Genomic DNA, 13,226 nt, shown 5'->3' on the forward strand with positions numbered 1-13,226 from the left:
TAATTTATGAGAAAAAGAGTTCTGTGTTTCATTTCAACAAGGAGTGAGTCATTTGCAAAATGATTATAAAAACATAAAGCAATTAGTAAAGAATTTTATTGAAGAGGGTGAAAACCTAAACGAGCGATTTTCAGTGGTTGCCAAGGAACTGTTTACATATCAATATCAAAACAATCCAGCATATCGGAAGTTCTGTCGAAAGAGGAGAATAACTCCTGTAAGTATTAATTCGTTCTCTGATATTCCGCCGGTGCCAATAACTGCCTTTAAAGAAGCTAATTTAGCGTGTTCATCGATTGAAGACGCAGAAGCTGTTTTTATGACAAGTGGAACGACAAATCCTGAAAAGAGAGGAAAAAACATCCATAAGGATTTAGAGATTTACAACCTGTCGATGAAATCTTACTTTAAAAAATGTGTCGTCCCGGATGTTGACCGGATAAAGATGATAATTTTATTCCCTACAAGAGAACAAATGCCCAATTCATCTTTAGCTCATTATCTTGATTTGGCGATAACAGAATTTGGAACTTCTGATAGTGATTATGTTGTGTCACAGGAAGGATTAGATACCGAAAAGCTAAAGAGTATTCTTTTAGATGCAGAACAGATAAATGAGCCCATTTGTATACTTGGTGCTACCTTCTCATTTATACAATTTTTAGATGATTGTCTGGAAAAAGGAATGAAATTCAATCTTCCCAAAGGGAGTCGGATTATGGAAACTGGGGGTTCCAAAGGTCGAACTAGAAGTATGGATCCTCTTGAGCTTAGAAAGAAATTAGCTGACCTATTTTCGATTCCTGACTATGCTTGTGGAAATATGTATGGAATGACAGAGCTGAGCTCTCAAATGTATAACCAGAATTTTAGGCATCATTACTTAGGTGAACAGGCTCCTTCCTTTAGTAAGCCTCCACATTGGGTAAAAACGTTAATTGTCGATCCGGAAACAATGCTTGAAAAACCTGAAGGAGAAAGAGGCATTATCGTCCATTACGACCTTGCGAATATTAACTCAGTTCTTGCAATCATGACAGAGGATCTTGGCATAAAAGAGGGAGAAGGATTTCATTTACTTGGTCGTGCTGAAGGTGCTGAAGCAAAAGGCTGTTCATTAGCTATTGAACAATTTTTATCATCGACTAGAGAGGAACGTTCCTAATGGACTCTTTATATTCAGGATATTTTTTACCTGCAGATGTAGTAAATGACCTTAAATTCAAAACACTGTCATTTAAAAATGACAGGGGCCATGTGGAATTACAAGTGCCTGAGATGACAGAAACTCAGTTAAGTTCTGTGATGTTAACCTTAAAAAAACATCGACATGAGTATTTAAGTAAACTCCATACGAATGATTTGATTACAATCATTGATCAGGCGATTCAAAAATGGTTACATCCGAATTATGAACTAAGACAATTTGCGGAGGAAACACTTCCAATTATTACAGGCTATGATGCTGAAATGATCCGTTTGTTTTTATCGCGTTATTTGCGTACGTTTAGGAAGGAAAGGCTTCAAAGAATTGTAGAGGAGGATTTCTCAAATCCACTCGTGCTGGATGAGTTTCGACCACGTCGAGCAGGCGGACTTACGAGAGCTTATGGACCAGAACTTATTACACATATCTTTTCTGGAAATGTCCCAGGACTTCCACTATGGAGTTTAGTCTCAGGACTACTGGTTAAATCAGCAACACTAGGGAAGGTTTCATCCTCAGAACCTCTTTTTCCTGTGTTATTTTCAAAAACAATTGCTGAGATTGATCCTGATTTAGCGAAAACGATAGCCATCACTTGGTGGCAAGGAGGAAATGAGTCAATCGAACAAACTGCCTTCAAACACTCACAAACAGTGGTTGCATACGGTGGAGAACGGACGATTCAACAAATTTCAAAAAAAATACCCCCACACGTTCGTTTTGTCGAGCATGGGCACAAGGTAAGTTTTGGAGTGATTACAAAGGAATGCTTAACTGGAAGCTTAGCGTGGCAGAGTGCAGAGCGAGCTGCTAAGGATGCTTCATGGTTTGATCAACAAGGATGTTTGTCTCCCCATGTTTTTTATGTAGAAAAAGGAGGGCATTATAGTCCGCGAGATTTTGCGAGACTACTTGCTCAGGAAATGTCCAATTTTGAACATAAGATGAACCGTGCTAACTTAACGCCAGATGAAACAAACGCCATCCTCAAAGCTCGGTCAGATGTAGAATTTAAATCCTTTGCAAGTGATCGCATTGAATTATTAGCGAGTGAGGGTGGGACAAGCTGGACGGTCATCTATCGTGAAGATCAAGAGCAATTTCCATTTTCTTGCTTAAATCGTCTTGTCACAGTCATTCCAATTGATGATCTGAAAGAACTAAAAGAAAGGACTCTTTCAGTACAACGGTTGATTCAAACCGTTGGCATAGCATGTCCACCACAAAAATTTCAATCACTCATACATATTTTAGGTGAGTGTGGTGTAAATCGTATTTGTTTCTTAGGTGAAATGCCACAACCTGAAGCTGGATGGCACCATGATGGGCGCTTTAATTTAGGAGATCTCGTCTACTGGTGTGATGTAGAGTCGTCGGTCGAAGCTCTTATGGATAAATTTGATCCATATCGCGACTAAAAAATAGGAGTTAAAGAAATGATGCCTTTAATCGAATTAAAAAACATAGAGTTAGAATTTGATGGTCAATCAATCTTCAAAGATTTAAGTCTTCAAGTGGAATCAAATGAATTTAATAGCATTATCGGAAAAAGCGGAACTGGTAAAACAACTTTAATTCGCATGATTGCTGGTTTATTAGAACCTAACCGTGGATCTATCTATATCAATGGCAATGCTGTTAGTGAACCCAATAAAGAATTGGCTTATGTTTTTCAAAAACCGGTTCTACTAGAATGGCGTAATATATTAGAGAATGTCCTTCTACCAATAGAGCTGCAGAGAAAGATAAAAAGTACTGATATAAACCAGGCAAAAAAGGTATTGAAATTGGTTCACTTAGAAGAGGATGAGGAAAAGTATCCACATCAATGTTCTGGTGGGATGTTATCAAGAGTTGCGTTAGCAAGAGCACTTTTAACAAGTCCTAGCATTTTACTTATGGATGAACCTTTTGCAGCACTTGATTCAATCACAAAAGAACAACTTCAGTTTGAGCTGTCTCAGATTAGCAGTACCTTTCTTTCAACCATTATTTTCATCACTCACGATATTCAAGAAGCAGTCTTTTTATCAGATCGTATCTTGTTGATAGGTGACCATAGCCCGACTACTAAAGTAAAAGAGTTTACGGTGCCATTTCAAAGGCCCCGACATAAAGATCTAAAATTTGAACCGGAATTTCAACAGCTTGTGAAACATATTCATGAAAGCTTAGAAATGGCTGAAGGATAATAAAAATATGAAGCGTAGTTTATTATTTTCTATATTACTATTAATGATAGCCTTAGTTACTTGGGAGGTTACAGTAACAATTAAAGAGGTTCCGGAATTAATTTTGCCAAAACCGACTGTCATTGTTAAAAATTTACTTACCCATCTGATGAGTGGTTATTTATTGGTGCATGCCAAGGTTACGTTGCTGGAAATTTTAGGGGGATTCATTATTGGTGCATTGGTTGGAATTGGATTAGGATTTGTCGTTTCACAGTCAAGCTTCATGAAAGAGGTTTTAAATCCCTACATTATTGCTTCACAAGCAATGCCCAAGCTAGCATTAGCGCCGCTATTAACACTTTGGTTTGGTTATGGTCTTTTGCCTAAAATAGTTATTACTGCATTAATTAGCTTTTTTCCACTGTTTGAAAGTACTGTGGCAGGATTAGCGTATATTGATAAGGATAAATTAGCGTTATTTAAATCGTTACGTGCGACTTCTTTTCAAATCTTAATGAAACTTAGGCTTCCAACAGCTATACCTTATTTAATGTCTGGTTTAAGAGTTGCCATTGTTTTGAGTGTCGTTGGGGCCACAGTTAGTGAATTTATTGGAGCAAATCAAGGGTTAGGAGCTGTGATTACTACGGCGATGGGGATGATGGATACACCATTGATGTTTTCAGCCTTTATTTTATTAACCATTATAGGAATATTACTTTATCAAAGTATATCTTTGATTGAAGACCTATTTTTAAAAAAGTATTATCATTCTAGGAGGAACGACGATTGAATCAGCCATTTTTTAGTATAGTGATGATGATGATTTTCTTATTTGTAACGGGGTGTGGAACAAATGAAACAAATCCTGCACAAGAAAAAAAGGATACAGGAAACAATGAACAACCTTCTGAGGTAGAACAGCTCAAAATGGCTTCATGGAGTAAGCCTATCGTGGAGCAAAGTAATTTATACTTAGCTGAAGAAAAAGGCTGGTTTGAGGATGCTGGAATTGACTTTGAATATGTTCCTGGTGCTGGCGGTGGTGATGCTGTAAAGAATATCATTGCAGGAAATGCAGATATTGCTTTTGCTAATGTAGAAGCGGTTTTACTTGCTGCTGAAAAGGGTGCAAAACTAAAGGTAGTTTACAATATTTACCCACACAACGTGTTTAATGTCGTTTCATTAAAGGAAACTGGAATTGAAACGGTGGATGATTTAAAAGGGAAGGATATAGGTGTATATAGCTTTACAAGTGGTACATATCAAAATCTCCAGGTATTATTATCATCAGCGGGATTGACTGAGGAAGACGTTAATATTATTGAAACAGGTGTATTGAATTTTGGTCCCTTAATGAACAATCAGGTGATAGCTACAGCTGCTACTGATACCGGATTATATGACGCACAGCAAAAAGGTCTAGGTGAAGTAAACATTATTGAAGTAAAAGACGTGTTAAATACGCCTTCGGATGTGTTTGTTGTCACTGAGGAAACATTCAATGAAAAGCGCGAGCTATTAGTAAAGTTTCTTCAAGTCTATCGTGACAGTGCAAAATACATGATGGAACACCCAGAGGAAGCAGCAAAAATAGCAGTTGATACAGCAATTGATGGACAAAATGAAGAGAGAAATGCGGAGATTATTAAGATTAGGAATAAGACATCAATAGATGATGAAATGAATGAAAAGGGTCTTGGCTGGTTAAATATTGAGATTTTTAATCAGGTTGAAGACACCTATGTTGACATGGGACTGTTAAAAGCTCCTGTCGGAATTGAGCAAATTGTTACAAACGAACTAGTTGAAGAATTGAAGTAGTCGGCTCTTTACTAGGGAACACCAAATAAAACGGCTAAAAGTTGGAGGGAGCTATGGATACTTCTTTAGCAGGAAGAGTTGTATTAATAACCGGTTCTAGCCGCGGAATCGGGGCAGCCATTGCTGAGGCGTTTGCCCAGCAGGGTGCTCATCTCATCATTAATTATGTGAAAAGTGAGCAAAAGGCAAACGAATTTGCTCAATATTTAATAGAAAAATATAAAATTGATGTACTTGCTATTAAAGCAGATATTACTGATGAATTTTCGGTGAAAAAAATGATGGAAGAAATAGTTGATGAATTTGATACATTAGACATTCTTGTTAACAATGCCTTACACGGGTATACCTTTGACCCAGAAACGCGAAACAAGGCATGGGAGTTAAATTGGGAAGACTATCAACATCAATTGGATGGTTCTTTGAAGGGAACCTATCATGTGTGCAAATATGCGATCCCCATAATGAAAAGTAAAGGATTTGGTCGAATCATCAATATGACCACAAATCTCATTTACCGACCGGTCGTTCCTTATCATGATTATAATACAGCGAAAGGAGCTGTATTAACCTTTTCCCAAAACTTAGCTTCTGATTTAGGTCCATTTGGAATAACAGTCAATTGCATTGCTCCGGGTCTTGTTTATCCAACGGATGCTAGTCGAAGAACAAAGGAAGAAATAAAAGAATCAATTAGGAGTGAGACCCCGTTACGACGAATTGCAAGGCCTGAGGATATTTCGGGCAGTGCCTTATTTTTTGCTAGTAATTGGGCTAATTTTATTACAGGGCAAACGATAATTGTTGATGGTGGTTTTACGATGAAATAACCAATGAATAAACTCATATAATCTTCTTAAAGGCACTTAAGAGAGGATGAGATAGATGTTTATACAAGAAGAAAGAGACGCGGTATATAAGGCGATATACAACAGAAGAGACATAAGAAGTTTCCTATCCACTCCGGTTGAAGAAGAGAAGATAAATCGTTTGCTAAATGCTGCTCATCATGCTCCATCAGTCGGGTTTATGCAACCATGGAATTTTATCATTATTTCATCTGACGAAATAAAGGAAAAGCTAGCGTGGGCTGCAGATAAAGAAAGGCGTGCATTGGCTATACATTTCGAAGGTGATAGAGAGATGAAGTTCTTAGGACTAAAAGTTGAAGGGTTAAAACAAGCTCCTATCACCATCTGTGTCACATGTGATCCAACAAAAGGGGGATCACATGTTTTAGGTAGAAACTCCATTCCGGAAACAGATATTCTATCAACTGCATGTGCGATTCAGAATATGTGGCTTGCAGCATATGCTGAAGGACTGGCAATGGGGTGGGTCAGTTTTTATAAGAAAAATGATATCCGTGATATTTTAAACATTCCTCCACATATTGACCCGGTGGCTCTTATTTCGATTGGTTACACTGATTATTATCCTGACAAACCAATTCTAGAGACAGCAGACTGGGAAAAAAGGAGATCCCTAGGAAATTTGGTGTTTAATAACAAATGGACTGAAAAATAAAAGTGACGGAAGAAAATCCCTATATATTTTAAGTTAACAAACCGTTTTTATATGATATAATAAATCGACAATTACATTGAAATCCGCATCCAGCGGTGGAGGTTCTAGCTACCCTCTTTAAAAAACTAAGGAAAACAGGACTGCTTTCTTTAGTGGTGCTGTTTTTTTCTTGTGAGGAGATATGAAAAAAATGAAAAATGAAAAAGCTGTTGTTGTATTTAGTGGAGGTCAAGATAGTACCACTTGCTTGTTTTGGGCAATGCAACAATTTAAAGAAGTAGAAGCAGTAACGTTTAATTATAATCAACGACACATTACTGAAATTGAATGTGCAAAAAATATAACTGAAGAACTAGGAATTAAGCATCATATTTTAGATATGTCACTTTTAAACCAACTCGCACCTAATGCATTAACAAGAGACGACATCGATGTTGAAGAAGGAAAAGAGGGAGAATTGCCTTCTACCTTTGTACCTGGTCGAAATCTTTTATTTATGTCATTTGCGGGAGTTTTAGCTAGCCAAGTACATGCAAAGCATATTGTTACAGGCGTTTGTGAGACAGATTTTAGCGGATATCCTGATTGTCGTGATGTCTTTATTAAATCGTTGAATGTAACTCTAAATCTTTCAATGGATGAGCAATTTGTTATTCATACACCTTTAATGTGGATCAATAAAGCAGAAACATGGGAAATGGCAGATGACCTTGGTGCGTTTGATTTTGTTCGAGAAAAGACGTTAACATGCTACAACGGTATTGTTTCCGATGGTTGTGGTGAGTGTCCTGCGTGTAAGCTTCGTCAAAAAGGTCTTGATGATTACTTAGCGATTCGAAAGGAGCAATAAGTATGTATGGATTCCGAATTGTCGATAAGCTTCAAAAAGTAGATGAGGATATCAAGCGCGAACAGTTAAAATATCATAACAAACGAGTGATGGTAAGTAAGGAATTTACTTTTGATGCTGCACATCATTTACATGCTTATGAAGGTAAGTGTATGAACCTTCATGGTCATACGTATAAAGTTATTTTTGGTTTAAGTGGATTTGTAGATGACCGTGGGTTGATGATTGATTTTGGTGATATTAAAGAAATTTGGAAAAAGGAAATTGAAATTTTCCTAGATCATCGTTATCTGAATGAGACATTACCACCAATGAATACCACGGCAGAAAATATAGTTGTATGGATTTATGAAAAAATGAAAGAAGCGCTGAATCATGAGAATCGACAACAACAATATTTAGGAGCAAGAGTTGAGTTCGTTCGTCTCTATGAAACTCCTACGAGCTATGCGGAAGCAAGACGGGAGTGGATGGAAGTTGAGTAAAGTACCAGTAATGGAGATTTTTGGCCCGACGATTCAAGGTGAAGGAATGGTTATCGGTCAAAAAACAATGTTTGTTCGTACGGCGGGATGTGATTATTCTTGTTCATGGTGTGATTCTGCTTTTACATGGGATGGCAGTGGGAAGGATTTAATCAAGCAGATGGATGCTGATGAAATATGGGAAGAACTTGTTGAACTTGGGGGCAAGGGGTTTTCTTTTGTGACCATCTCAGGTGGGAATCCTGCTTTATTAAAAAATCTAAGTCATTTGATTGATATCTTAAAAGAAAACAAGATAAAAATTGGCTTAGAAACCCAAGGGAGTAAATGGCAAGATTGGTTTTTGAAAATTGATGAACTAACCATTTCACCAAAGCCACCAAGTTCCGGAATGGTGACTGATTTTGAAGCTTTAGATATGATTATTAGTCGCGTAAAGTCTGGAGATTTCAATAGCCAGATGAGCTTAAAGGTGGTAGTCTTTAATGACGAGGATTACAGCTATGCGAAAAGCGTACATCTTCGCTATCCGGATGTCCCATTTTTCCTACAAGTAGGAAATGAAGATAATCAAACAACTGATAATGGACAACTTGTCGAACAGCTTTTGCAGAAATATGAATGGTTAATTAATAAAGCAATGGATGATCATGAATTGAAAGATATAAAAGTGCTGCCACAGCTCCATACCTACATTTGGGGAAATAAACGCGGCGTTTAGACTCAGTAACGCTTTTTCTAAAAAATATATTGGTTTACCGGGAGCGGATATCGGTCTAACCTAAGATATATCAGTCTAACTTTGAGTTTATCGGTCTAACTTAAGATATATCAGTCTAACTTTGGGTTTATCGGTCTAACTTAAGATATATCAGTCTAACTTTGAGTTTATCGGTCTAACTTAAGATATATCAGTCTAACTTTGAGTTTATCGTTCTAACTTAAGATATATCAGTTTAACTTTGAGTTTATCGGTCTAACTTAAGATATATCGGTCTAACTTTGGGTTTATCGGTCTAACTTAAGATATATCAGTCTAACTTTGAGTTTATCGGTCTAACCTAAGATATATCAGTCTAACTTTGAGTTTATCGGTCAAATGCAAACTTCCGATAAAACTCTAGCATTTTAGTATCATTTACAAATAGATTTATGGAAACAACAACAGGTAGGAGGAACATAATGGCAAACGTTAATCGTGCTCAAATTGAAGAAGCAGTACGTCTAATTTTAGAAGCAGTGGGAGAGGATCCAAACAGAGAAGGTCTGTTAGATACCCCAAAACGTGTCGCAAAAATGTATGAAGAAGTGTTTTCTGGATTAACGATTGATCCAAAAGAGTATTTTGAAACGATATTTAGCGAAAATCATGAAGAGCTTGTATTAGTAAAGGATATTCCATTTCACTCAATGTGTGAGCATCACCTAGTTCCATTCTATGGAACTGCCCATGTTGCATACATTCCCCAAAATGGAAGAGTAGCGGGATTAAGTAAGTTAGCTAGAGCTGTTGAGGCAGTATCACGCCGTCCACAGTTACAGGAACGAATCACATCAACAATCGCCGATACAATGATGGAAACACTTGAACCTCAAGGGGTAATGGTCATCGTTGAAGCAGAACATATGTGTATGACGATGCGTGGAGTGAAAAAGCCAGGTGCGAAAACAGTTACTTCTGCAGTTCGTGGAGTATTCAAAACTGATAGTGATGCTAGAAAAGAAGTTTTATCTTATATTCGTCATTAAAACTCTTTGGGTCAGCCTCTCATCTCGTTTAAGCTTTAACGAGATGAGAGGCCGACCCCTTCACTATTCTTCACTTTAATAAGGGAAAGTGATAAAATAGTTAAATGAAAGGAAGTGTAGAGATGTCCTTACCATATTTAAAAGAAGCCATAAAAAACGGGGATAATGATAAACTGATTCGTTATGTACGTCTTCATTTTGGTGATGGGAATGAACAAGCAGGTCGTAATGAAATTGATAAGTCGTGGATAGAAGCTCTTAAATTGCTATTAGATTCACCAAATACAGATCGAGAGTTTATTTTCGATACGTTGAAGGAGAAGGATGCAGAAACGTTAGCACATCTTTATTTTCACTTGCATTTTTACTTTTTAAAAAGATCGGGGGATTGGATTCATGATGGAAACCTCTAAAAATGAACAATTGCGACCTGGGCTATGGGATACAGTAAATGAACGATATCCTGGTTCTATGATAAAGAAAGATGATTTTATACCGTTAGCACCTTTAAAGAAGCCTATTCGGGAGTCAAAATTAGCATTTATCTCTACTTCTGGAGTCCAATTAAAAGGAACTCTTCCTTTTGATACTGTTCATCCTATAGGAGATTATACATATCGAAAAGTACCATCAAGCTCTAAGCCAGCTGACTTGGAGATCCACCAATTAAAATATCCAACAGTCGGTGCCAACCGAGATATTAATGTGATCTATCCAATTGAAAGATTACAGGAACTAGCAGAAGGTGGAGTAATAGGTGGTTTAACTGAAAATTTCTTTTCATTTATTGGCTATAATATGGACCCTGATAAACTAGAAGAAACTTTAGCAGAAAATATTGCTGATGCAGTAGTAAAAGAACATGCAGATATTGCCCTTTTAGCACCTGCATGACCTATTTGTCATCAATCGATCGCGCTAGTTCAGCGTGCGTTAGAAAAGAAGGGCATACCAACGGTTTCCTTATCAGTAGCTTTAGATGTAACGGAATACATTAAACCCCCAAGAGCTGTATTTTTACCATTTATGATGGGCCATCATTTCGGGGTACCTTTTCATAAGGAACTGCAGAAAAATATTATCTTAGAAGCACTTAATCACTTGGAAAATGCCAAGGAAAGCGGAGAGATTCGTAAACTTCCATATAAGTGGGCAACAGCAAGAAAAGAAGGAAAAGCTTTGGAAGCAGAGGGACGGTTCTAGCGCTCCAGTCATAGGATTAATAGGATCTACCTTTGGATAAAATTAATAAAACTCTCTGTTAAATTTGAAGCAGAGAGTTTTTTAATATCGTTTTTCTGATATATTAGTTATAAATTAATAGAATACACCACAACATTCAAATTTACTTATACTAGAAAAACAAGGGTGAGAAAAAAGAAAATGCATTTTTTAGACATGCTTATGTTTATATATATTGAAGCTTGTGGTCTAGTACTCCTTTATAAAAGAAAAAGGAAGAGTTACAGGCGTCAAATATCGGCAAAAAGTTAACCCAGTTGTCTAATTCCTTTTTCAGTAAGAATAAAAGCAAGATGAGATTGAGGAAGGCGTTATAAAGGGGAAAGAACAAAGCTATTTTTCAAAAGAACAAGGGCCGGTTAAGCCTCCACCAGAAGGGACAATCAAGCGAACTCTCTATGACTTTTTTAGGTTAGATGAAGAAGACAATGAAGAAATTGAGGATGAAGAAGACGATTTTGATATAATGACAGATAAAGCATGGAGTCCGTTAATGGATATTCTGACATACTCATGTATTACATTTCCGGTAGCTTATTTATTTTTCATTGCATTACAACAACTAGGCCTATGGAATTGGCAACTATAAAAGCGGGGGGACGGTTCTCATGCTTCACCATGAGGCCGTCCCACTACTTGATTAGAAAACTCAGAGATTCGGCTTATAGGTTCTCCCCGTTTGATGCAATTACTTCTTTATACCAATAAAAACTATCCTTCCGGCTTCTTTCAAGCGTTCCATATCCTTCATCATCTAAATCCACATAAATAAACCCATAGCGCTTAGACATTTCAGAGGTTGAAAAACTCACCAAGTCAATCGGCCCCCAAGCGGTGTATCCGATTAAATCTACACCATCACCAATCGCCTCTTTCATTTGTTCAATATGTTGTTTTAGATAATCAATACGGTATTGATCATGGATCCTACCATCTTCTTCAACTTTATCAAATGCACCCAATCCATTTTCAACGATAAATAAGGGCATTTCATAGCGTTCATAAAACATATTCAAGAGAGTGCGTAGTCCAACCGGATCAATTTGCCAGCCCCAGTCAGAAGCTTTCAGATATGGATTTTTCATGTTTGTTAAAATATTCCCAGCTGCCTGTTCTCCAGAGACTTCAGGTCGTGCAGCCACTGTAGACATATAATAACTAAGTGATACAAAGTCCACCAGATTATTTTTTAATATCGCATCATCCTCAGGCTGTTTGTTAACCGAAATCCCATGTTCTGCAAAGAAACGGTTCATATATGACGGATAATGCCCACGTACTTGAACATCAGTAAAGAAAAATGTTTTATGCTGATCTTGAAGAGCGCTAAGCACATCTTCTGGATGAGGACTGTTTGGGTAATTAATCATACCAAGAACCATACATCCAATTTGACCATTGGGGACAATTCGGTGGCAGGCTTCTACAGCTCGTGCACTTGCTAAAAGCTGATGATGAGCAGCTTGGAATGTTGCTTGGAGCACATTTCCCTCCTTCACTTGATCTCTTAAAATACCACCACTTATAAATGGACTCATTAAAATCGAATTGATTTCATTAAAAGTAATCCAGTACTTTACCTTAGTTTTGTAGCGATCTAACACAGTTTCCGCAAAACGGACAAAGTGGTCAATAACTATCCGATTTGCCCAACCACCGAATTCCATCGAAAGGTGAAGTGGCATTTCATAGTGAGACAATGTAACAATAGGCTGAATATCATTTCTCAACAGCTCGTCTAGTAAGTCATCATAATAAGCAAGGCCTGCTTCATTAGGTTTTTCTTCAATTCCATTTGGAAAAATCCTTGTCCAAGCAATTGAGAGACGAAAGGCTTTAAAGCCTAGCTCCTTAAATAGAGCAATGTCTTCTTTATACCGATGGTAAAAATCGATACCATAACGTTTTGGAAAATGTCGTTGCTCCTCGGTCTCTAAAGTTTCTCGTATTTCAGTTGATGACGGGAATGGAAGGTGTAGACCTTTGTCACGTTCCTCTGGATTGATTCGTTCAATTACATCATCAACCGATAGCCCTTTTCCAGCGACATCAAAAGCACCTTCGATTTGATTTGCAGCTGTTGCCCCTCCCCATAAAAAGTTCTCTGGGAATTTTGTTTTTATATGATTCATGAGTGAAAATCCTCCTCTGATTTCTTGGATGAT

16 protein-coding genes and 1 riboswitch are annotated in these 13,226 nt (G+C 37.4%); of the genes, 15 read left to right on the top strand and 1 reads right to left on the bottom strand.

Annotated features, from left to right (window positions below; all coding sequences use genetic code 11):
* Window positions 1-52 precede the first annotated feature (52 nt).
* The 15 genes from BK579_RS07240 (at window position 53) to BK579_RS26705 (ending at window position 11,650) form a co-directional block, all read left to right on the top strand.
* Window positions 53-1,165, top strand: a complete 1,113-nt coding sequence (locus tag BK579_RS07240; RefSeq protein WP_078544557.1) for a LuxE/PaaK family acyltransferase — start codon at window positions 53-55, stop codon at window positions 1,163-1,165.
* Window positions 1,165-2,625 carry an acyl-CoA reductase gene (locus BK579_RS07245; RefSeq protein ID WP_078544558.1) on the top strand — a complete coding sequence of 487 codons (1,461 nt, stop codon included), beginning with the start codon at window positions 1,165-1,167 and terminating at the stop codon, window positions 2,623-2,625. Before BK579_RS07240 ends, BK579_RS07245 begins: the two co-directional genes overlap by 1 nt.
* Before the next feature lie 18 nt (window positions 2,626-2,643).
* Complete coding sequence (locus BK579_RS07250) at window positions 2,644-3,399, top strand: ABC transporter ATP-binding protein (protein WP_078544559.1); 756 nt, start codon at window positions 2,644-2,646, stop codon at window positions 3,397-3,399.
* Window positions 3,400-3,406: 7 nt separating this feature from the next.
* Entirely contained in the window at window positions 3,407-4,174 is a 768-nt protein-coding gene (locus BK579_RS07255) for an ABC transporter permease (RefSeq protein WP_078544560.1), read from the top strand.
* Complete coding sequence (locus BK579_RS07260; protein WP_235848365.1) at window positions 4,171-5,208, top strand: ABC transporter substrate-binding protein; 1,038 nt, start codon at window positions 4,171-4,173, stop codon at window positions 5,206-5,208. Before BK579_RS07255 ends, BK579_RS07260 begins: the two co-directional genes overlap by 4 nt.
* Before the next feature lie 53 nt (window positions 5,209-5,261).
* Window positions 5,262-6,038 (top strand): 3-oxoacyl-ACP reductase, encoded by a 777-nt coding sequence (locus BK579_RS07265; RefSeq protein ID WP_078544561.1) that lies wholly within the window; start codon window positions 5,262-5,264, stop codon window positions 6,036-6,038.
* Between the two features lie 55 nt (window positions 6,039-6,093).
* Window positions 6,094-6,735, top strand: coding sequence for a 5,6-dimethylbenzimidazole synthase (bluB, locus tag BK579_RS07270; protein ID WP_078544562.1), 642 nt, complete (start codon window positions 6,094-6,096; stop codon window positions 6,733-6,735).
* A gap of 92 nt (window positions 6,736-6,827) precedes the next feature.
* Window positions 6,828-6,870, top strand: a riboswitch (PreQ1 riboswitch).
* Window positions 6,871-6,925: 55 nt separating this feature from the next.
* Window positions 6,926-7,585 (top strand): 7-cyano-7-deazaguanine synthase QueC, encoded by a 660-nt coding sequence (gene queC / locus BK579_RS07275; protein WP_078544563.1) that lies wholly within the window; start codon window positions 6,926-6,928, stop codon window positions 7,583-7,585.
* Window positions 7,586-7,587: 2 nt separating this feature from the next.
* Entirely contained in the window at window positions 7,588-8,070 is a 483-nt protein-coding gene (queD, locus tag BK579_RS07280; protein WP_078544564.1) for a 6-carboxytetrahydropterin synthase QueD, read from the top strand.
* Complete coding sequence (queE, locus tag BK579_RS07285; protein ID WP_078544565.1) at window positions 8,063-8,791, top strand: 7-carboxy-7-deazaguanine synthase QueE; 729 nt, start codon at window positions 8,063-8,065, stop codon at window positions 8,789-8,791. Before queD ends, queE begins: the two co-directional genes overlap by 8 nt.
* Window positions 8,792-9,252: 461 nt before the next feature.
* The gene (gene folE, locus BK579_RS07290) at window positions 9,253-9,819 is read left to right on the top strand and encodes a GTP cyclohydrolase I FolE (protein ID WP_078544566.1); all 567 of its coding nucleotides are present in this window, start codon (window positions 9,253-9,255) and stop codon (window positions 9,817-9,819) included.
* A gap of 122 nt (window positions 9,820-9,941) precedes the next feature.
* Window positions 9,942-10,232, top strand: a complete 291-nt coding sequence (locus BK579_RS07295) for a hypothetical protein (protein ID WP_078544567.1) — start codon at window positions 9,942-9,944, stop codon at window positions 10,230-10,232.
* Window positions 10,216-10,713, top strand: coding sequence for a glycine/sarcosine/betaine reductase selenoprotein B family protein (locus BK579_RS07300; RefSeq protein WP_078544568.1), 498 nt, complete (start codon window positions 10,216-10,218; stop codon window positions 10,711-10,713). The genes BK579_RS07295 and BK579_RS07300 overlap by 17 nt, the downstream gene beginning before the upstream one ends.
* Before the next feature lie 135 nt (window positions 10,714-10,848).
* Window positions 10,849-11,022 (top strand): hypothetical protein, encoded by a 174-nt coding sequence (locus BK579_RS26055; protein WP_204524692.1) that lies wholly within the window; start codon window positions 10,849-10,851, stop codon window positions 11,020-11,022.
* 505 nt (window positions 11,023-11,527) lie between these two features.
* Window positions 11,528-11,650, top strand: coding sequence for a hypothetical protein (locus tag BK579_RS26705; protein WP_268876459.1), 123 nt, complete (start codon window positions 11,528-11,530; stop codon window positions 11,648-11,650).
* A gap of 73 nt (window positions 11,651-11,723) precedes the next feature.
* On the opposite strand, the gene BK579_RS07305 is transcribed toward BK579_RS26705, so the two are convergent.
* A complete protein-coding gene (locus tag BK579_RS07305; protein WP_078544569.1) occupies window positions 11,724-13,193 on the bottom strand; it encodes a glycoside hydrolase family 1 protein in 1,470 nt (489 codons plus the stop codon).
* Between the last annotated feature and the right edge of the window lie 33 nt (window positions 13,194-13,226).

The organism is Litchfieldia alkalitelluris (assembly GCF_002019645.1).
GTDB classification, from domain to species: domain Bacteria; phylum Bacillota; class Bacilli; order Bacillales; family Bacillaceae_L; genus Litchfieldia; species Litchfieldia alkalitelluris.

Coding starts and splice junctions, on each gene's coding strand:
- queD (WP_078544564.1), top strand. CDS start 7,588: ATGTATGGATTCCGAATTGTCGATAAGCTTCAAAAAGTAGATGAGGAT.
- BK579_RS26705 (WP_268876459.1), top strand. CDS start 11,528: ATGACAGATAAAGCATGGAGTCCGTTAATGGATATTCTGACATACTCA.
- folE (WP_078544566.1), top strand. CDS start 9,253: ATGGCAAACGTTAATCGTGCTCAAATTGAAGAAGCAGTACGTCTAATT.
- BK579_RS26055 (WP_204524692.1), top strand. CDS start 10,849: ATGGGCCATCATTTCGGGGTACCTTTTCATAAGGAACTGCAGAAAAAT.
- BK579_RS07295 (WP_078544567.1), top strand. CDS start 9,942: ATGTCCTTACCATATTTAAAAGAAGCCATAAAAAACGGGGATAATGAT.
- queC (WP_078544563.1), top strand. CDS start 6,926: ATGAAAAATGAAAAAGCTGTTGTTGTATTTAGTGGAGGTCAAGATAGT.
- BK579_RS07250 (WP_078544559.1), top strand. CDS start 2,644: ATGATGCCTTTAATCGAATTAAAAAACATAGAGTTAGAATTTGATGGT.
- BK579_RS07255 (WP_078544560.1), top strand. CDS start 3,407: ATGAAGCGTAGTTTATTATTTTCTATATTACTATTAATGATAGCCTTA.
- BK579_RS07245 (WP_078544558.1), top strand. CDS start 1,165: ATGGACTCTTTATATTCAGGATATTTTTTACCTGCAGATGTAGTAAAT.
- BK579_RS07300 (WP_078544568.1), top strand. CDS start 10,216: ATGATGGAAACCTCTAAAAATGAACAATTGCGACCTGGGCTATGGGAT.
- bluB (WP_078544562.1), top strand. CDS start 6,094: ATGTTTATACAAGAAGAAAGAGACGCGGTATATAAGGCGATATACAAC.
- BK579_RS07265 (WP_078544561.1), top strand. CDS start 5,262: ATGGATACTTCTTTAGCAGGAAGAGTTGTATTAATAACCGGTTCTAGC.
- BK579_RS07305 (WP_078544569.1), bottom strand. CDS start 13,193: ATGAATCATATAAAAACAAAATTCCCAGAGAACTTTTTATGGGGAGGG.